The sequence below is a fragment of the Streptomyces sp. S6 genome (assembly GCF_054880855.1).
In genome coordinates this window covers 34,516-53,389 of record NZ_JBTYMC010000009.1, presented here as the reverse complement: position 1 = coordinate 53,389, position 18,874 = coordinate 34,516, and the positions used below count along the sequence as shown (strand labels likewise).

Below are 18,874 nucleotides of genomic sequence, written 5' to 3'. Positions count from 1 at the left end.
GCGGGGGACGCGTCCCGCGCGGGAGGCTTCGGCGGCGCGGGCGCCATGGGTGCGGCCGGCTTCGGCGGCTTCGGTTCCGGCGGCGGACTCACCGCCGCCCAGCGCGAGTTGCTCGCCTACACCCGCGCACACCAGGGCCCGGCGTCGTACGTCTTCGCCACCACCGACTGGAGCGCCGCCTCCCCCTACATCCTCGCCACCGGCGCCCACGTCCTCCCGCTGGGCGGCTTCAGCGGCCGGGTCCCCTTCCCGACGGAGCCCGGATTCCGCCGGCTCGTCAGCTCGGGCAGCCTCCGCTACGTCCTGGTCGGCGCCGGCCGTGGCGCGGGCGGGGCGATGTTCGGCGGGGGAGAGACCGGAACGACGGACTCCGCGCGGATCACCGCCTGGGTGCGATCCTCCTGCGCCCCGGTCCCGCCCTCGGCCTACGGAGCGACGGGCACCGCCGAGACGCTGTACGACTGCGCGCCCATCCGCTGAGCCGCCGGTCCGAAGATCGGACAGGTGACAATGAACCTCCGTGCCGTCCAGTGAACGAGGTTCCTCTTGCTGAAGTCCCTGTCGCTGAAGTCCCTGTGGAAACGCAATGGCCTGTTATTCGGCACCGGAGCGGTCTGTGTCCTGGTCAACAGGCAAGGGCTGAGCCCGCTCTGGTACACCGGCGTCGCTCTGCTGCTGGTCGGCGCGGCGCTGCGGTGGAGCCTGTGGCGCAGCCAGCGGCCGTCCGGCGAGCGGGCTCCCGTCCCCGTCGGCCTGCCCGTCGCCGGGCGCTGGCGAGCGCTCAACGGGCCCGGCACGAAGGTGCCCAGCCACACCCACAGTTACGCGCAGACCTACGCCATCGACCTCGTCCACCACCCGCTGGAGAAGGACCCGCCCCCCGCCCGGCGGGTGTGGCCGGTCGGCCGCCGTCCGCAGCACTACCCGGCGTTCGGCAGCCCCGTCCTGGCTCCGGGGGCCGGGGTCGTCGTCGAGGCCGTCGACCGTCAGCGCGACCACCTCTCACGGACCTCCCTGCCCGGACTCGCCTACTTCTTCGCCGAGGGAGCCGTCCGCACCCTGGGGTGGCCTCGCCACCTCATGGGCAACCACGTGATCCTCGAACTGGAGGACGGCGTGTACGCGGTCTTCGCGCACCTGCGGAAGGGGTCCCTGAAGGTCGCGGCCGGCGACCGGGTCGTCAAGGGGCAGCAGCTCGCCGAGTGCGGCAACTCCGGCAACTCCTCCGAACCGCACGTGCACTTCCAGCTCATGGACGGCCCCGACCCCGAGACCGCCCGCGGCCTGCCCTTCACCTGGCACTACCGCGACGACGGGGGAGCCGGACACACCGGAGTGCCTGAGGACGGCACCTTCTTCACTGCCGCTTAAAGTCGGCGGCGAGCGCCGAACGCGGTCCGTTCAGTGGAACTCCGTGTGACGGACGGCCGTCGGTGGCGGGACCTTGGGGGCCGGAGCGGTTCGGTGCTCGTGCAGGTGCATCGGACCGGCTGCCGAGCATCCGGCTATCGAGAGGCACCCCGCGCGATGAGCAGATCGACGAACAGATCCATGAGCAGATCGGTGGGTACGAAGCTGGTGGGCGCCGCGACCGCCCTGACGACCGCCGCGGTCGTCGCACTCGCCGGTGCGGCGCCCGCGCGTGCGGACACGGTCTCGGACTTCACCGGCTATCTGGGCTATGTGAAACAGGCGTACGACGCCTACCAGAAGTTCTTCGGGCACCAGCTCACGCTCGACGAGGCGACGACGCGGATCGAGAACGCGATCAGCGCGGCGAAGACCGAGATACTCAACGAGGTCGACGCCGTGGCGACGGCGGACGTGCAGGCGTGCGCCAGGAGCGCCGTCATCGAGGTCGCGGACATCCGCCGGCTCTCCCCGGACAACCTCCAGGCGTTCGCCATGTCCGCCACGTCCTGCGCGACCCTGGCGCAGTCCGACATCAGCAACGTCTCGCAGCTCCCCGCCGTCAACCAGCTCGGGTTCGCCCTCAACACCGTCGGCCCGATCGCCCTGTTCGCCCGGACGTACGCGGGCCTGAGCACCGACCTGCTGAGGCAGACCCTCGTCTCCGCCAACCAGACGGTCGTCACGCGGCTGACCCCGCACTGTTTCGCGACCCCGCTGTGGGGAGACGCCGAACCCGGCGCCAGGTCCGTCGAGGCGCAGCTCCAGTGCACGGCGTTCAACGGCAACACCGGCCTCGACTGGGTCACCGTGACGGGGCTCAGGTACCGGCAGCCGCTGCCGCCGCTGCCCGCGTCCACCTACGCCTACGCCTCCACCCAGGCCGTACGGGCCACCAGCTACCTGTCCTCCGCCGCGGCCCTCCCGGAGCTGGCCGCCTGACGCGGCGCCCTCCCGTCCAGTCCCTCGCATCTCACCCAAGGAGTGAAACAGCGTGAGAAAAACCCTGACGACCCTTGCCCTCGCCCTCGCCGTGGGCGCCGCCCTGAGCACCGTCCCCGCCGCCACGGCGACCGCGGCGCAGACCTCGTCCACCGACCGCAACGTCCGCCGGATCCCCGCGCACCTCTCGCTGAAGGACGTCAAGTACAGCCCCGGCTGCTCGGGCACCACCCTGCCGATCGACTGCACCATCTACGAGCCGGTCGTGACCGAACCGTCGACGACCTACGCCTTCTCCTTCCTCCCCGGCGACCACGTCACGGTCGACGGGGGAGGCTGCGTGCAGACCGGCGGCCGGGGGCTCACCTGGAAGCGGTACGTCGACCCCGCCTCGGACAACGACCTGTACCACGGCCTCATCACCATCCCCGGCGCCACCGGCAGCCTGGAGCGCCTGCTGAACGTCGTCGGACGCCAGTACGTCGTCGGTGGCCGGGGCGGCAGCCTCGTCCTCGGCTACCAGGACGACGGCTACTCCGACAACGGCTACTACGCCCACGACAACGGCACCGGGAATCAGTGCCTGAACTCCGTGAACGCCTTCGTGCACATCGTCATCCGCTGACGCCTCGCTCTCAGCTCGGCCTTTGTCCTCCGGGTCGGATTCGTCGTTTCGTGGTCTTGTCCACGTCGTAGTGGGCGGCAGGACGGGAGTTGAGGGTTTTGGCGCGCGGGCCATGGGCGGGCGGAGGTTCCTGAACCCCTGGCGGACCTGGGCCGGGTGAGCCGGTCGGGGTCGGCCGGCTTCTCCCACGGTCGCCGCAGGTCGACGGCCGTCCGGCGGAGGAGGCGGAGCTGGGTGTGGGCGGCGATGACGGTCCAGATCCAGCGTTCGCCGGCTTCGGGGGGCGGAGTTTCGGGCGGGTCCGGCCCAGGGTCTGCTTCATGAGCCGGAAGGTGTGTTCCAGGTCGATGGCCGCAGGAAGGCCTGCCGGCGGCCATCGACGTCCTCGCCGCTGAGGCCGGTGGCCGACGACCACAGCCACAGCGGCAGCGGGTCGCCTCCGCCGGGCAGGCGGTCGAACTGGAGACGGATCGACGTCCCTTCGACGGCGGGGAGTTCGCCGGTGTGGCCGATCCATGCGGAGGGGTGGTCAGACGGGGGTGGAGGCGCACCGGTCGGTAACCTGCGTGGTCGCGGCATCGGGCTCACCCCAGGTCCCGGACTTGGCGGTTCGACGAGCGTCGCCTTCCAGGCGGGTGCCACCGTCGGCGCGTCCGTGACCGGTACGGGGAAGAGCGAGATCAACGGGCTGATCGCCAAAGCTGAGGCCAGTCTGTCCGTCACGCTCCACGGCTTCGACGACCCCGACCGGAACATTCCAGGTCAGCCCACACAGGATCGGACGGATACTCGATACCCTGGAAGAAGACCGAGATCGTCGCTCCCCGCAATGTCAAAACCATTGCTTCAGGTACCTTGATCGCCCCTCCTTCTCCATCCGTATCAAGTACTGGGAGAGCAGTTCATGAAGCGTACGCCTGCCGCGTGGGCCGCTCTGGTCGCCGCTGTGGCATTGGCGGGATGCAGCGGTCACCCGGCAGATAAAGCTCCCCCTGCCGCTCGCCCTTCCACGACGACCGACCCGGCCCACCAGGAAGTGGCTCTGCCCGTGACCGCCTCCGGGACGGGACTGCGCCTTGTCGCCGGGACCCCCGTCCACTTCGGTGCCGACAACACGCCGGGAGTGGCCGGGAACCTCACATTGACATGCCGGGGTGAAGGGCCGGTGCGTATCCAGCCCACCAAGGGGCAGGCCACAGAGATACTGTGCGACGGCTCTGTCGAATTGCAGACCGATCCCGGCACCACCATGTTCACGGCCTCCACTACGAGCAAGTCGGCAATGACGCTGGACTGGAAGCTCGATTCGATCAAGCGTTGATCGCTCGACGGCGAGGCCCCCGGGGGCGTTGCGTGATGGGGGTTCGTCCGGATCGCCGGGCCGGTCGGGAGTCGCGTCGGACGTCTCGGTTCGGGCAGGCGCGGCGCCAGTGATCATGTGAGTGTCGAAGTCCCACGAACACCTGGTGAGTCCGCTCCCGCATCTTCTCCCACGCGTCCCGCCCGCGGACGCGGTCGCTCTGTCAGGCCGGGCCTGGTACCCGATTCGAAAGGTGTCCACGGGCGCCGCTACCAACTGTCCGCCCCGGTCACCGCAGCCGCGGCAAGTGTGCCGGCCGGCGCCCGACTACTCACCGCGATCACCGACGCCCCTGTCCAGGCTTGCTGGGCCCCGGCTTCCCACTGGGCCCACCGACCGGCGCGGTGTCTGTCCCGCATCCCCATACCCTGCGCCGTCTCCTCGCTCAGTCGGACGGCGTCGCTCTCGACCAGGCAATTGGAGCCTTCCTCGCCTGCCCGCACCGCCCCAACTGGCTCCTGACCGCGAGCGATCGCCGTCGACGGCAAGGCGCTTCTGATGGGTGCGCTGCCCGGGAACATCCCCGCAGGCGCGGGGACCACGACGATCCGGTCGGCCTCGCGGTCGTAGGCGAGGGAACACCCCCGCAGGCGCGGGGACCACGGGGTGTCGACCGTGTTCAGCCCGCGCGGCGCGGGAACACCCCCGCAGGCGCGGGGACCACAACGCGGCGAACCCCACGGTCACGGTGAAGGTGGGAACACCCCCGCAGGCGCGGGGACCACACCCGCGTCCTCGGGGAGCGCCCGCACGCCCAGGGAACACCCCCGCAGGCGCGGGGACCACCCCGTTCTCAGCGCGACGTACGCGCTGATCGCGGGAACACCCCCGCAGGCGCGGGGACCACCGACCACCTGTTGATGTTCCGCTTCATGCCGCGGGAACACCCCCGCAGGCGCGGGGACCACGGAGTCGATGGGGACGACGTGCTGGAGGAGGGGGGAACACCCCCGCAGGCGCGGGGACCACACGAGGTCTACCACAATGCTGCGGGCACCGTGGGGAACACCCCCGCAGGCGCGGGGACCACAGGGCGGTGGCGCGGGCTGACGGGCGGTGGAGGGGAACACCCCCGCAGGCGCGGGGACCACCTCAGCCTGTTCGCCTGGGACTTCTCCCGCTGGGGAACACCCCCGCAGGCGCGGGGACCACATCCCCGCAGGCGAGACCCAGGTGTTCGGGCCGGGAACACCCCCGCAGGCGCGGGGACCACTCGGTCTGCGCGGCAATCGTCGGCGTCGCCGGGGGAACACCCCCGCAGGCGCGGGGACCACTCGTCGGGGACCGTGGGGAACGGCTCCTGCCAGGGAACACCCCCGCAGGCGCGGGGACCACAAAGCGTTCTTCCCCGCCACCAGGAAGGAGGCGGGAACACCCCCGCAGGCGCGGGGACCACAGCGAACCGATGCGCAGGGGGCCGCTCGTCGTGGGAACACCCCCGCAGGCGCGGGGACCACGATCTGGACGCTTCCTCGATTGCCTTTTCTTTGGGAACACCCCCGCAGGCGCGGGGACCACTCGCGCGGTTTCAAGTCCCCCTGGTGGAAGACGGAACACCCCCGCAGGCGCGGGGACCACCGCCTCGGGCGAGGCGGTGGACTCGAACCGCAGGGAACACCCCCGCAGGCGCGGGGACCACCACGGCGGCTCGATGGAGATCCCCGCCAGCGCGGGAACACCCCCGCAGGCGCGGGGACCACCGCCTCGACGATCTGCCGTTCGTCGCCGACTGGGGAACACCCCCGCAGGCGCGGGGACCACTTCGGTCACGTCCACGGGATTCCTTCCAGGGTGGGAACACCCCCGCAGGCGCGGGGACCACCGCCGCAACAACGAGATCGGCGCCCAGGTGCCGGGAACACCCCCGCAGGCGCGGGGACCACCCGCCGCTGAGCTTCTCCGCCCAGTAGTCCGGGGGAACACCCCCGCAGGCGCGGGGACCACTCCTCGCCCCGCACGTGCTCGACCACCTCGACGGGAACACCCCCGCAGGCGCGGGGACCACACGTGGGCGCCGGACCGGATGCCTGCCGACCCGGGAACACCCCCGCAGGCGCGGGGACCACAGCACGTGACCTGGGGGTTTATCCGCGAGGGAAATGGATTTTGCTTACTTCTTGAGAAACGGACATATTGCCTCTCGGGGTGGTGGCGTGCGGGCTTGTGGTTAGCGGTTTCCGAAGTTTCGTCTTTTGGCTGCCTTGCTCCAGCCCCGGAGGGGTGGATCGGGGGATGTGGGCCCGGTGGCGGGGGGTTGTTGGGTGGGGCGGTGGAGGAGGGTGAGGCCCTCGTGGTCGGTGGGGTGCCAGGTGTGTTCGTGGGTGGCGAAGGTGAAGCCTTGTTCGTTGTTGGTCTGGTAGGCGAGGAGGGCTCGGCCTTTGCCGCGGTATTGGCGGACCTCTTCCCAGAGGATGTCGCGGACGCGGGCCGTGGGGGCGCCCAGGAAGACGCCGGGGGAGATTTCCAGGAGCCAGCGGGTGAGGAAGCCGCGGAGGCCGGCGGGGCAGTTGGCGAGGACGATGACGGTCACCAGATGGGGTCCTCGCAGGTGGGGGCCTGTGGGGTGGTGTGCTCCCCCGGAGAGGCGTGGTTGTGGCCCGCCGGGAGGTGAACGTCGCCGTCCGACTGGAGAGTTACGCGGTCGGTGGTGTCGTCCGGTGGTGGGGCGGTGTGGTGGGGCAGGAGGAAGTTTTTGATGTCCTTCACGCAGCGGTCGAGGAGGCCGGTGGTGTTGATGCGGTCGCGGAGGGCGCGTCGGGTGCGGGTGGCGATGTCCTGGTCGCCCTGGGCGGCGGCGTCGAAGGCGGCGGGGATGCCGATGTCGGTCTTGTAGAGGTCGGCGATGTCCAGGACGAATGAACGCTCGTGCCCGGAGTGGACGAAGCCCAGGCCGGGAGAGCAGCCGAGTGCGGCGACGACGGAGTGCGCGATGCCGTACATGCACTGGGCGGCGGCGGTGATGGCCTGGTTGGGGGCGTCGCCGGCGGTGAAGTCGCCGTGGTGGTACTCGCGTCGGACCCATACGACCCCCGTACGCGCCGCCTCACGGTGGTAGCAGTCCCTGACCCGGTGGCCCTCCATGCTGAGGAGCTGCTGGCGGGTCTTGGTCGAGGGGTCTTCGTCGGGGAACCGCAGCCGGTACATGGCGCGGGCGACGTCGAGGCGGGTTCGGCGGTTGGCCCAGGCGGTGGCCTGCGCTTCGACGAGGTGGCTGGAGCGGGTGAGGGCGCGTCCGCCGGCGTAGTAGCGGACTCCTCGTTCACCGACCCAGGCGACGCCCGCGCCGCATTCGCCGAGGACGGACATGGCCTGGTGGGTGATGCGGGTGCCGGGGCCCAGCAGGAGGGTGCCGATGGTCGCGGAGGGGATGTGGGTGACGCCGTCCGCGTCGGTGGCGGTGATCGCGTTGTCGTCGCGGTGGACGGTGCAGCGTTCCAGGTAGATGAAGGAGACGCGGTCGCCGACTCGGGTGAGTTCGCGGGGAGTTGAGGTGGGGCGTCGTCCGACCGTGCTCATGAGGCGGGCGCGAGGGTCATGAGGCCGCAGCCGTACGCCTTGGCCTTGCCCAGCCCGTTGGTGAGGGTGCGGCGGAAGACGTCGGCGTCGGTGACGCGCAGGCGGCCGTCGAAGGTGACCCGGGTGAAACGGACCTCCGGGCGCCCGGTCGCCGTACCGGCCTTGTTGAACTGGAGGGGCATCCGGTCGTGGACGATCACCTCATGATGCCGGCCGTCCCCCGAGGGCGCCTCGACCACCTCGAAGCCCGCGTTCCGCTGCCGCTGGAGCAGCCAGCCGATCTGATGGCGCGGGGTGACGTGCGCGGCGCGCTTCGTCGGGGAGTCCCGGGAGTCGACGGCGCGGCGGATGCTGTGCACGGGGTTGGCGGTGAGCCGGAAGCTCCAGGTGGTGCCCGGGGTGAGGCGGTCGAGGAACTCGTCGTAGGCGAACGTCGTCCAGCCGGGTTCCGGCAGTCCGGGCCAGCCCGCTTCCTCGACGAGGTGGGTCAGGTCGGGGCGGTTCGGGCTGACGATGAACAGGTCGGCGCGGCCCGCCGGGGCCGGGTCGACCCGCCACAGGACGCGCGGCCCCGTACCGTCCCTCGGCGGCGGGTCGGGGAAGGCCATGTTCACGGCGCCGTGCATGAAGTTCGGTGAGCCGAGGAGGCGCCGGGCGCCGGAGCGTGCGGTGTTGATGCGGAAGCGGGTCAGGTACATCAGCTGGTCCTCGGGGCGGGCAGGGGGCGCAGGTTGGTGGTCGGGTCGTGGTCGGTCTGGGGGTCGGCGTGGCCGGTGACGACGCCGCGCAGCGCGTACTGCCGGTGCCGGGGGTCGAAGCTCACCGGGGTGTCCCGCAGGGACAGGTGCGGGACGTCGGCGGGCGGGCAGTCGAGCAGGAGGTCCAGCGGTCCCGGTTCGCGTCCGGCGCGTTTCCTGTGCCAGGGGGACGCCTGCCAGGGCGCGGCGCGCAGAGCCTCCTCCAGGTCCGTGTCCGGGAGCGGCGGGCCCAGGTCGAGAGGGAGGGAAGGGGGACAGGAGCGCCGTCCGAGGAAAGGGAGGAAGCGGGGTGCGCGTACGGCGTCGTAGAGGCGGCGCAGTAATTCCGGGTCGCCCTCGACTCCCGCCACGAACACGGCGTCCGCCAGGTAGAACCGCTCGGACAGCGGCATGGACTTCCCGGTGTCGGCGTGGTGCGCGGTGTGGAAGTCCCTTAGCCGGGCGCCGGGTTGGTCGATCCGGACGCCGAACCGCAGCGCGGTGAGGTCGGAGAGGTCCGCGCCTCGGGGGCGGCCCTCGGCGGAGGCGAGCAGGCCGAGTACCCCGCTCTTGGTGGGGGCGTTCTCGGTGCTGCGGCGGGCGAAACGGGCCGACGAACCCCAGGACTGCAAGGGACCGGCGAGCCGCAGCAGCAGCACCGCCGTACCGGCCGGGCGACTCGTCATGCTCCGGACCCCAGCCGCTGCGCCACCGCAGCGCGCACTTCCTCCAGCAGGGTCTTCAAGGAGACGGGCCTGCCGAGCGGGGCCAGTGCCTCGGTCTCGTTGCCGACGCGGAAGACCCAACTGTGGTCCGTGGCCGTCTCGATGCCGTACTGCTTCTCGAAGTTCGGTACGTACTCGGCGAGTTGCTGGCAGCTCTCCCGGAGATATCCACCCTTCGCCCCCTGCGGCACGGGCTCCTCGAAGGCGCTGACGAAGCTCACCGGACGCCGGTCGCGCAGCTTCACGACCACTGCGGAGGGGAGGGTGTGGTTGCCGAAGGAGTTGATCTTCCCGGTCGGCAGGGAGGTGATGAACGCCTCCAGGAATGCGGTGACTGCCTTCTCCGCAGGGGTACTTGGAGTTTCGCCCTCCTGGAGGCCGAGACCGAGGTTGCGGTGCAGCTCGTCGACGTCCACGGCCGCGTAGCGGTAGAGGGTCGCGGAGTTGAAGTCGACGGTCCCGATCATTCCTGCGCCGGGCTCGCTGTCAGCGCTGAGGTCGTCCACCGCCGTGTAGTAGTCCGACTCGATGTCCGACTTGTGCACGCTGATGGCGTGCGCCACCTGCGTCGCCGCCTCCACGTTCAGGTCGGAGGAGTCGGCGACCATCCGTCCGAAGAGCGCGATGTCCACCGAATGTCGGGCGTCCACGGCGCTCTTCGCCACGGCTTTGTTCTTCTTCAGCCAGTCCGTGAGGAGTTGGACGTCCCCCTCTGGACCGCTGTGCTCGATCGCGAGGTCGGCGAGAGCGTCCAGCTGACGGCTGCTCAGGAACATCAGGTACGACGAGACAGGCATTTTGCTCGCCTCTTCGTCGTCCTTCTTCCGCTTCGGGGGCTCGATCTTGGTGGATCCGGTCGCCGTCTTCAGTGTCTCGACGGCCAGGGAGAGGGCGACGGACTCGGCGAACTCGCTCTTGGCAACGATCCGTTCCGCCAGCGCTCCGGCCAACTTCTTGGAACGGACGCCGAGTTCGCCAGGAGGCAGCAGTTCGTTGAACGTCTCGCGGGTCGCGCGTTTCCACGCCTGGCTGGACACCCGCGCTCGCCGGACCCCGCCGTAGTAAGCGGACTTGGGCGTGCCCGTGTCGTCGCGGTTGAGGTTGCTGGGCGGGACCACCTGGAGGATGTGGACGTCGAGGATGGTGCGGGTCACCGTGATTCCGTTCTGCTCGGTCGGCTGGGGGTCATTCGCCCGCGTCGTCAGTCACGAAGTCGACGTCAGGGGTGGGCAGTTGTGGGGCCTCCTCGTCGTCCTCGGAGGCGGCCGTCCGATACACGCGGTGGAACTCGCGGCCCCAGGCGCGGCGGACGTCGGCCTGCCGTGCGTCGTCCTGCCAGCGGTCCAGTTCGTCGGCCAGCCGTCCGTAGTCCACGGGGATGCGGGCTTCGCGCAGCAGCAGCACGATCTCCCGCAGGCGGCGGCTCAGGACGTCGAAGTCGGAGGAGGTGCCCATGCGTACGAAGCGTTTGCGCAGGGTGGAATTGGCGTTCTCGACGGCTTCCTGCGCGTCGTCCCCCGCACCCTTCTCCTGGGCGAGCTGCCGCACAGCGCGGCCCAGCGACCAGCCTCGGACGTGCATCGCCTCGTCGCGCACCGACTGCTGGTGAAGTGCCCACAGGGTCACGGCCAAGTGCACCGCCCGGTCCTCGCGCTCCTCCTGCGCCTCACGCTCGCGGCGCTTGCGGGAGACGAACCAGTGCGCGGTGTCGTCGCTCTCCTCCCGCTGTTTCGCGCGGAGTTCGGTGAGGGCTTCGAGGTCGTCGAGTCCCCAGCTGGTGGGGGAGGCGTGGGGTTCGCGGCCCGCTTCACGGCGTAGCCGGGCGACGGCGGCCACGGCTGCCGCTTCGTCTCTGCGGTAGCCGCCCTGCAACCGCTCCACAGTGCTGCGGGCGGCTGCCTCGGCGAGGGACCGGGGCTCGTCCTTGGTCCTTGCCTTGGCCTTGGCTTCGGCCGCCTGGGTCGTCGTACTCATGAATCGCTCTCCGGACGTTTGGCTTCGACGGAAAGAGGGCCCAGGACCTTGAGGAGGCGCAGGCGGAAGAACTGGTCGGCGCGCGCGGCGTCCATCAGACGGACGCCGAGGCCAGGGACGTCGGTGAGGCGGCCCTCGTCGGCGGCGGGGCCGGCGGAGTCGAGGAGTTGCCGGCCGAGGCGCAGCATGTGGCGATGGACGGTGGTCTTCCACTCGCGGCGTGCCGTCTCCAGGTCGGGGAAGGCGAGCAGGTCCTTCAGCCAGGCCCGGTAGGGCCCGTCCAGGGTGCCGAAGCCCAGGTCACGGGCGCTCGCCTGGGGAGTCACCGGATCGGTGCCAGCGGCGCGCGCCAGGTTCGCCGCCAGATGCCCCAGGGCGACCACGGCCAGCTCCGCGTCGCTCACCGCGTCGACCGCCGCCGCGCCGTAGTACTGGTTCGTCTCGTGCAGGGTGACGACCGGCAGAACCACGGAGTCGTCCGTGATCTCGTCCACCACCGACTGCTGCGTCCCGTACACCGCACCCACCAGCCGCAGCCGCACCAGCGTGCCCGCCGGGATCTCGCTCGCGGTGATCACCCTCGTGAACCAGCGCGCCACCCCCGCCCGCACGACCCGCTCGGCCTCACCGCGCCGACCGTCGTCGCCGGCCTGACGGCGAGCCGGGAGCAGCGCCTCCAGACCCCGCCAGGCCGCCCGGCTCGGATCGTGCCGCAACGGCGTGTAGAACGGCGAACGGCCCTGCTTCTTCTCCTGCACCTCACTGCGCCGCCAGCTCGACATGGGCTCGCTCTTCCACGGCGCGGCGAGCACGAGGGGGTCGCCGTAGCCGAGGATCACCCCGGTCACGGCGCCGGCCTCGGCGTGCAGGCGGATGCGGCGGGACTGCCATGTGTAGAGGTCACGGAGACCGGTGGGAGCGGCTCGCTCGCGCTCGCCGGGGCCCGGCGGCTCCGGACGGCGCCAGACCGGCAGGTCCTTCACCGTCCGGTCGTCGAAACCGGCCTCCGGCTCCTCCAGGGCGATCAGGTTGAGCAGGAGCGTCTCGCGGAAGGTGGCTCCCTCGGCGAACACCCCGCCGAGATGGCCCAGCGAACCGACCCCGAGGGGGTAGACCTTGCCCGCCTTCCCCCTGTCGTCGCCGACCATCGCGGACTTGATGCCCGACGTGTCGAAGGCGTGCGTGTGCACCAGCCAGCGGGCGGCTTCCGCGTACGACAGCGCCTCGACACTCGGCCGGCGCATGGTGAAGAACTGCTCGCCGACCGGGACGTCCGCGACGATCCGGCTGAGCGGAGCGACTTCGTGCTTCGCGGTGTGCAGACCGGCGACCTGGTAGAAGGGGCGCTTGGGGTTGAACAGGTCGAAGAGGTCCTGGTGTTGGGTGAGATAGTCCGTGACGGTGGCGAACGGGTTCGCCGACAGCCAGAGGTCTTCCCAGTCCTCGATCTCCGCCGGGCCGTCCAACGCGTCATGCAGGACGGCGAGCAGGAGCCGCAGGAGGGCGATCTCCTGCGTCGGGACATCGCCCACCAACCGGCGTACGGAATCCGCCTGTTGGAAGAGTTTCAGGAGGGAGAGCTGCGCGGTTGTGCCGTCTGTGCGCTGGACCGGCAGCCACGGCTCGACGGCCAGGTTGAAGGAGGGCGGCCCCGGCGGATTCTCGCTCACCATTTTGCTCACCGTGACCCTCTCGGGTTTCTGGCTAAGCCGTCGGTCGTTCGGCAACTGCCCGTCGTCCCCACCTTCTTCCTCCCTTGTCCCCGCCTGTCCGTCCGCAGTGATCGCGTCGGCGGACGTCACCCGCAGGCCGTCCGCGCGGCTGTAGGTGAGAACGAAGCCTGCCAGAGAGGTCTGACAATCCGGGTCCAGAACGAGAATCAACTCCCCTGCCAGCCAAGGGCATTCCTTGACCTGCCAGGCAGGGACCAGGAAACGTTCAAGTTCCGCGATGGTTCGGTCAGCCATGTACGGCTTGCTGAAGCGGCCCGGCAGCGTGAGCGCGCTGGCCGCAACCGCCTTGCACGCGCGCGGACTTGGCATGAAGTCGACGGGCAGCTCCAGACCGCCCCGCTTTCCGTCCTCGTCGTCGGACAGCCACGGGACGGTCGTCAGCCGGCCGTCGGCCTGTCGCTGGACGACCAGGACCTCCAACGTCTCGTCGCTGTCCCGGACTTGGGCCCGGCCCTTGGGGCTGTCGTCCACGTCGCCGGCCGAGGCCGCCAGCCACCCGTACACCGGGCGGCCCGGCCGCCGCGCCGAGTCCAGCAGGAAGGCGCCTGCCTTCTCCCGCTTCTCGTCCAGCAGTTGCCGGTGAGCGCGGTAGGCGTCCGCCAGACGCTGCTGCTCTTCAGGAGAGGGCTCACGGTAGGCGGACTGCACCAACGGGCTGATTTCGGTGGGGAGGTCGAGTTTTTCGCCGTCGAGGAACGGGGCGAGTACCTCCAGTGAGCGCAACAGGATGTACTCGCTCTGGTAGACGGCGATCGTTCCCGCGTCCGGCTTCGCGGCTTTCCAGTCCACGCCGGTGATCAGACAGCGTGCCTGCGCCAGGCGGGGTGGCCGGTCGCGGGTGTGCCGGTGCAGGCGGCCCATCCGTTGCAACACCAGGTCCACCGGGGCCAGGTCGGTGACCAGCAGATCGAAGTCCACGTCGAGGGACTGCTCGGCCACCTGACTGGCCACTACCACATGCCGGTCGGGCCGTTGACTGTCGTCCGGGCCGAAGAGGCGCAGCAAGTCGGCGTCGTTGGCCGCGCGGTCCGCCGCGAGGAAACGGGAGTGGGCGACGGTGACCGCCTTGTCGCCCAGACGGGCGCGCAGGATGTCGGCGGTCTCCAGGACTCGGTCCACCGTGTTCCGTACGACCAACACACAGCCGCCGTAGGTGAGTTCGAGTTCCAGGCGGTCCGCCAGCCCCGAGGGGTCGTCGTCCGTGCGCTCCACGACGATGGTGGTTTTCCGTCCCGAGGCGGCGGCAGGGCGCGCGGTCAGTACCGGGTGGCCTGGGGACGCGGCCGTGATCAACGGGTAGGCGTCAGGGGCCGTCTCCACACCGTTGTCGTCGGGGGAACCCGTGTACGCGGCCACGAGTGCACGCCTGCGGTCCGACGGCAGCGTCGCCGACAGTACGACGACCGGCACCCGGTAGGCCGCCAGCCACTCCAGGACGCGGTCCAGATAACGGCTCATGTAGGCGTCGTACGCGTGCGCCTCGTCGATCACGACGACCTTGCCCGCCACCGCCAGGTGCCGGAGCACCAGGTGACGGCTCTTCAGGCCGGCGAACAGGACCTGGTCGATGGTTCCCACGACGAACGAGGCCAGCAGTTGCTTCTTGCGGCCTCGTAGCCACTGGTGGGCGTGGAATCCGGCCGGTTTGGTATGCCGGTCCTGGGGGGCGAGTTCCTCTTTCTCCTGGTAGTCCGGGTCGACTGCGACGATCGTTCGTCGGCCCTTGCGTAGGAGGCCCGCCCACACGTCGTTGAGCGCGGCCTTGGCGTGGGCGAGCGCGACCGAGTGCCCCGTCCTGTCGAGATCCGGGAGGTTCCCCAGCCATGCCAGCAGACGGGGGAACATCGCGTCCCCCGTCGCCCGCGTCGGCAGCGCCACGAGGACGCCGCCCGCACCCGATCGCGCGGCCAGGATCTCCGCCGCCGCGAGCGCCGCCTCCGTCTTCCCTTCCCCCATCGGCGCCTCGATCACCAGCATCCCCGGCGCGGGCATCTCCCTGGCCATCCGGACGGCCTCGGTCTGGACGGGCCGGACGGTCTTCCCCTTCAGCCGGGTGAACCGCTGTCCGAACAACTCGTCGGCCGGTTGGGCGGGGTCTTCCGGTGTCCACGCTGGAAGGAGGTCCAACCCTGCCCAGGCGGCGGCCAGTCGACGCTGCTCACCTGCCGGTCCCACCGGCGCCCATGTCTCAGGGTCGTAGGGGAACAACTCGGGCGAACTTGCGATCCAGTCCGCGAGGATCACCACCGCCGTAAGTACCACCTGCGCGGGCTGTGACAGCCGTACCTCTCCCCACGCCGGGAACCTGTCAGTCACACTTGCCGCAGCCGCACACGCGTCCATCAGTTCGAACTGGGCTCGCCGCCACACCTCTTCACTCTGTCCGGGGTGTCGGATCAGGTGGGGGCGGAGTTGGAGGTCGTGGATCTGCTCATGGTCGGGGAACGTGCCGTGGTGGCCGCCGATCACCACCGCGAACTGGCCGGACGTCCGTCCTCTCAGGCCGAAGCGCTCGGCCATCCACTCCTGGAGCAGCAGCTGCCCGGCTAGGCCGTGAGGCGCGATCCGGCGATCCAGCCCGAGATCCTTGGTCAGCGGCATCTCAAGCCGGGCGTCGCGCATCGCGTTGGCCAGCGCATCGACCTGGCAGGCGAAGGCGGGGGTGGATTTCCCCACGTCGTGAACACTGGCCAGGAACCGGACGAGCCGAGCCGCATCGTCCTCACCGCCGGGGAGTTCCTCTGCCACCAGTTCCTTGATCGAACGGGGTAGCCATTCCGTCCACAGACGGCTTGCGACTGCTCCGCTGTCGGCCATGTGTCGCCAAAGAGGCAGCCAGCCACCCGACTTGACCTCGGACTTCGCCCACGCCGACCGGGTGGCCGCAGACAAGTCCCCCCAGGGGAACAGGGCATCCGGAGAGTTTGGGTCCGCAGTTGCTTCAGGCATGGCTCCCATTTCCTGCACGCCGGAGTGGAGGTCCCCTCGGATGAAAGGGGACCTCCGAGGGGGTGGAGAGGCCGGTCCCATCGCGACTGAAAGGCCACCCCAAGGGGGTCTGGAATCAGCCGAGGTGCCGCTTCAACGACTTCGACCGGAGGGACAGGACCACGATGACCACGACGGTCACCCAGGTCCACGGGGCGTGCGTGGAGGGGGTTGTCGGGCAGGCGGCGATCACGGCTGCACCGAGACCGGCCACGACGGATAACGGGGCCTGGCCGGACGGTTCGATGGGTGTGTCGTTCGAGCTCATCGGTAGACTTCCCTTGTCTCGATTGCGATCAATTGAGGTGGGCCGGACCTGTGTTGAGCCTCTGGCGGGGTGCGCACAGGCCGGCCCTGCTTTTGTTGCGCCCCGACGCACCTGGGTGGTGTGGGGGCACGCTACATGCCTTAGAGCAGCGATGGTTCCTGTTCTCGGAAAGCAGTTCCGCAGGCTAAGTTCCCCAGTTCCCCTGATGCAGTGAAGCCTGGAGGGAAGTGACTTTCTCCAACCCCGCAGACGCGGGGACCACGTTCGCAGGGAAGTTCCCCAGGGGGCACCCCCGCGTGCGTGGGGACCACCGGCGTCCCCAACCTGCGGGCGGGGAAGTGCCGGGAACACCCCCGCATGCGCGGGGACCACAGTTCCGCAAGGGTGTCGCGGACGACATCCTCGGGAACACCCCCGCATGCGCGGAGACCACTCTTCCGTGGATCGTAGTCAGGACAAGGGACGGGGAACACCCCCGCATGCGCGGGGACCACAGGCTCCTCGGTCTCGTCGGGCTCGGGTTCGTGGGAACACCCCCGCATGCGCGGAGACCACACGAGGGGCGCCACGAAGGGCCTGCCGAGACGGGGAACACGCCCGCATGCGCGGGGACCACCCGACCGGGCGCGGCCCCGGCGACGTGGCCCGCGGAACACCCCCGCATGCGCGGGGACCACGCGTCGAAGAATGGCTCCACGAGGTCAGTCGCGGGAACACCCCGCATGCGCGGGGACCGCAAGGGCGCCTGCGGCGTCGCTTCGCGATGGGCTTCGCCCACCCTGGACAGGGAACACCCCCACATGCGCGGGGACCACGACGCCGCAACCCCGGAGGCGCACGCCCCCGGGAGAACACCCCCGCATGCGCGGGGACCACACGGCGACCGTCGCCGACTTGATCTGGTCCCAGGGAACACCCCCGCATGCGCGGGGACCACGCGGAAGTGGAGGCCCCGGTGTGGTGGGCCCGGGGAACACCCCCGCATGCGCGGGGACCACTGGACTCCGAATCGGCCCGCTACCCGGGCACCGGGAACACCCCTGCATGCGCGGGGACCACACGACCAGCGGGGCGAACGTCACGCGCAGCCAGGGAACACCTCCGCATGCGCGGGGACCACAGCTGCCCCGTGGTCACGACCTGCCTGCGAAGGGGAACACCCCCGCATGCGCGGGGACCACGCGAGGCCGCCGCGTACGGCGTTCGCGCCCTTCGGAACACCCCCGCATGCGCGGGGACCACCCCCCTACGGGAGTCCCCGTAGTACCGGCGTCGTGAAACACCCCCGCATGCGCGGGGACCACACCGTCCCGCCCGTACCGCGGCTGAGCGTGCAGGGAACACCCCCGCATGCGCGGGGACCACCGAAGATGCCGGGGCCGTCCCGCCGGACGGCCGGGAACACCCCCGCATGCGCGGGGACCACCCGAACGCCCCGCCCGAGCGCGCCTTCCCGTGGGGGAACACCCCCGCATGCGCGGGGACCACTGGTTCAACCAGATCGTCGCGGCGGAGGACGCGGGAACACCCCCGCATGCGCGGGGACCACCCCGTCGTCCGCTGTGGGAGGCCCAAGTACACGGGAACACCCCCGCATGCGCGGGGACCACGGTGCGTGAGCTGGGGCTTTATCTGGCCGCTGGGCCGGTTTTCGTTACTTCTAGAGAAATGGACGTTTCGGCCATTAGGGTGAAATCTGGCGAAATGGTGATTAAGGGGTGCTTGTGTCGGTGGTGCGGCGTCATGCACCGCGTTTCGGTGCGCCTATTGGGCAAGGGGATCGGGTGTATCGGTTTCGCGGCGTCAAGGTGTCCATCGTATCGATTGCCGTTGAGCCCCAAGGCCTGTCTCATGTGTGGCGGAGCGTCGGCGTAGAGGCTTGTCGGCGGGGCTCTTTGGACTGCCTGTCGGGCTTGTGGGGACGGGAGTCCTGCCCATCTGTCGGTCAGGGCCGGCGATTTGCTCGGCGAAGCTCAGGGTGCCCTTGATGCTCGTGACGTCCATCGGTGGGGAGCTTGCGAGACCCTCAGTTGCTACTGACAAGCTACGGTCCGGGGGCGGGCGTTGTCTGGCTTGCGGTCTGCGTCATGCGTTATTAGCGAGTGTGAACGTTATGTGGGGTGTGCCCGCTGATGGGCATGCCTTCAAGGTCGAGCTGGATCGAGTGGGTCGTAAGCGGGACGGAAACGGATACTTGCCCTAAGTCATTGGTGAAGTTGCAGATCAGCGCCCCGTCGGTCTCGGGGTTCAGGATCTCCGCCCCAGCTCGCCCTGCCGGGCCCGTGAGCCGAAACCGTCGCGGCTTGGCGCCGTCAGGCCGCTCGGCTCACAAGGAACCGACAGCCGTCCGCTACGACGTGGGCAGAACCGTCCGACGTCCGAAGATCCTGGTCGACCGCGATCACCCCGGACTGCAAGGCGGCAACCCCCGTGCCATCGGCCACGCCGGACAGAATGCGGTCCGTGAGTCTCCACTTCGAAGTCGTCTTCACGTGCTTCCTCCGGGACGACACCCCCGACACGGTGCTGGATGCCCTGCGCCGGCACCTCGGCCTGAGCGCCGAGCGCCGAGCGCCCGGCCGGGCTCGACCCTGCC

13 protein-coding genes, 1 pseudogene and 2 CRISPR repeat arrays are annotated in these 18,874 nt (G+C 70.1%); of the genes and pseudogenes, 5 read left to right on the top strand and 9 right to left on the bottom strand.

Annotation, left to right across the window (positions count from 1 at the left end):
* The 4 genes from ACVNF4_RS02660 to ACVNF4_RS02645 form a co-directional block, all read left to right on the top strand.
* On the top strand, positions 1 to 480 hold a 480-nt coding region (locus tag ACVNF4_RS02660; RefSeq protein ID WP_461800992.1), incomplete at its 5' end, for a mannosyltransferase YkcB-related protein.
* A gap of 66 nt (positions 481 to 546) precedes the next feature.
* The gene (locus ACVNF4_RS02655) at positions 547 to 1,371 is read left to right on the top strand and encodes a M23 family metallopeptidase (protein ID WP_461800991.1); all 825 of its coding nucleotides are present in this window, start codon (positions 547 to 549) and stop codon (positions 1,369 to 1,371) included.
* 180 nt (positions 1,372 to 1,551) lie between these two features.
* Positions 1,552 to 2,352, top strand: coding sequence for a hypothetical protein (locus ACVNF4_RS02650; RefSeq protein ID WP_461800990.1), 801 nt, complete (start codon positions 1,552 to 1,554; stop codon positions 2,350 to 2,352).
* Between the two features lie 52 nt (positions 2,353 to 2,404).
* Positions 2,405 to 2,977 (top strand): hypothetical protein, encoded by a 573-nt coding sequence (locus ACVNF4_RS02645; RefSeq protein ID WP_461800989.1) that lies wholly within the window; start codon positions 2,405 to 2,407, stop codon positions 2,975 to 2,977.
* 10 nt (positions 2,978 to 2,987) lie between these two features.
* On the opposite strand, the pseudogene ACVNF4_RS02640 reads toward ACVNF4_RS02645, so the two are convergent.
* Positions 2,988 to 3,602: pseudogene (locus tag ACVNF4_RS02640) on the bottom strand (NF041680 family putative transposase); the annotation flags it as partial.
* 279 nt (positions 3,603 to 3,881) lie between these two features.
* Here ACVNF4_RS02640 and ACVNF4_RS02635 point away from each other — a divergent pair.
* Positions 3,882 to 4,298: a hypothetical protein gene (locus ACVNF4_RS02635; RefSeq protein ID WP_461800988.1), complete on the top strand. Its 417-nt coding sequence runs from the start codon at positions 3,882 to 3,884 to the stop codon at positions 4,296 to 4,298.
* Between the two features lie 552 nt (positions 4,299 to 4,850).
* Positions 4,851 to 6,403: a CRISPR direct-repeat array (repeat unit 29 nt; unit sequence GGGAACACCCCCGCAGGCGCGGGGACCAC).
* Positions 6,404 to 6,504: 101 nt separating this feature from the next.
* Here ACVNF4_RS02635 and cas2e read toward each other — a convergent pair.
* The 8 genes from cas2e to ACVNF4_RS02595 form a co-directional block, all read right to left on the bottom strand.
* A complete protein-coding gene (gene cas2e / locus ACVNF4_RS02630) occupies positions 6,505 to 6,867 on the bottom strand; it encodes a type I-E CRISPR-associated endoribonuclease Cas2e (RefSeq protein ID WP_461800987.1) in 363 nt (120 codons plus the stop codon).
* Positions 6,864 to 7,853 (bottom strand): type I-E CRISPR-associated endonuclease Cas1e, encoded by a 990-nt coding sequence (cas1e, locus tag ACVNF4_RS02625; protein ID WP_461800986.1) that lies wholly within the window; start codon positions 7,851 to 7,853, stop codon positions 6,864 to 6,866. Before cas1e ends, cas2e begins: the two co-directional genes overlap by 4 nt.
* Complete coding sequence (gene cas6e, locus ACVNF4_RS02620) at positions 7,850 to 8,551, bottom strand: type I-E CRISPR-associated protein Cas6/Cse3/CasE (protein ID WP_461800985.1); 702 nt, start codon at positions 8,549 to 8,551, stop codon at positions 7,850 to 7,852. The genes cas1e and cas6e overlap by 4 nt, the downstream gene beginning before the upstream one ends.
* Positions 8,551 to 9,276 carry a type I-E CRISPR-associated protein Cas5/CasD gene (gene cas5e / locus ACVNF4_RS02615; protein WP_461800984.1) on the bottom strand — a complete coding sequence of 242 codons (726 nt, stop codon included), beginning with the start codon at positions 9,274 to 9,276 and terminating at the stop codon, positions 8,551 to 8,553. The genes cas6e and cas5e overlap by 1 nt, the downstream gene beginning before the upstream one ends.
* Positions 9,273 to 10,469: a type I-E CRISPR-associated protein Cas7/Cse4/CasC gene (gene cas7e / locus ACVNF4_RS02610; RefSeq protein WP_461800983.1), complete on the bottom strand. Its 1,197-nt coding sequence runs from the start codon at positions 10,467 to 10,469 to the stop codon at positions 9,273 to 9,275. Before cas7e ends, cas5e begins: the two co-directional genes overlap by 4 nt.
* Before the next feature lie 31 nt (positions 10,470 to 10,500).
* Entirely contained in the window at positions 10,501 to 11,289 is a 789-nt protein-coding gene (casB, locus tag ACVNF4_RS02605; protein WP_461800982.1) for a type I-E CRISPR-associated protein Cse2/CasB, read from the bottom strand.
* A complete protein-coding gene (gene casA, locus ACVNF4_RS02600; RefSeq protein ID WP_461800981.1) occupies positions 11,286 to 15,971 on the bottom strand; it encodes a type I-E CRISPR-associated protein Cse1/CasA in 4,686 nt (1,561 codons plus the stop codon). The genes casB and casA overlap by 4 nt, the downstream gene beginning before the upstream one ends.
* A 115-nt stretch (positions 15,972 to 16,086) precedes the next feature.
* Positions 16,087 to 16,278: a hypothetical protein gene (locus tag ACVNF4_RS02595; RefSeq protein ID WP_461800980.1), complete on the bottom strand. Its 192-nt coding sequence runs from the start codon at positions 16,276 to 16,278 to the stop codon at positions 16,087 to 16,089.
* 785 nt (positions 16,279 to 17,063) lie between these two features.
* A CRISPR array of direct repeats spans positions 17,064 to 17,888; the repeat unit is 29 nt; unit sequence GGGAACACCCCCGCATGCGCGGGGACCAC.
* Positions 17,889 to 18,874 lie beyond the last annotated feature (986 nt).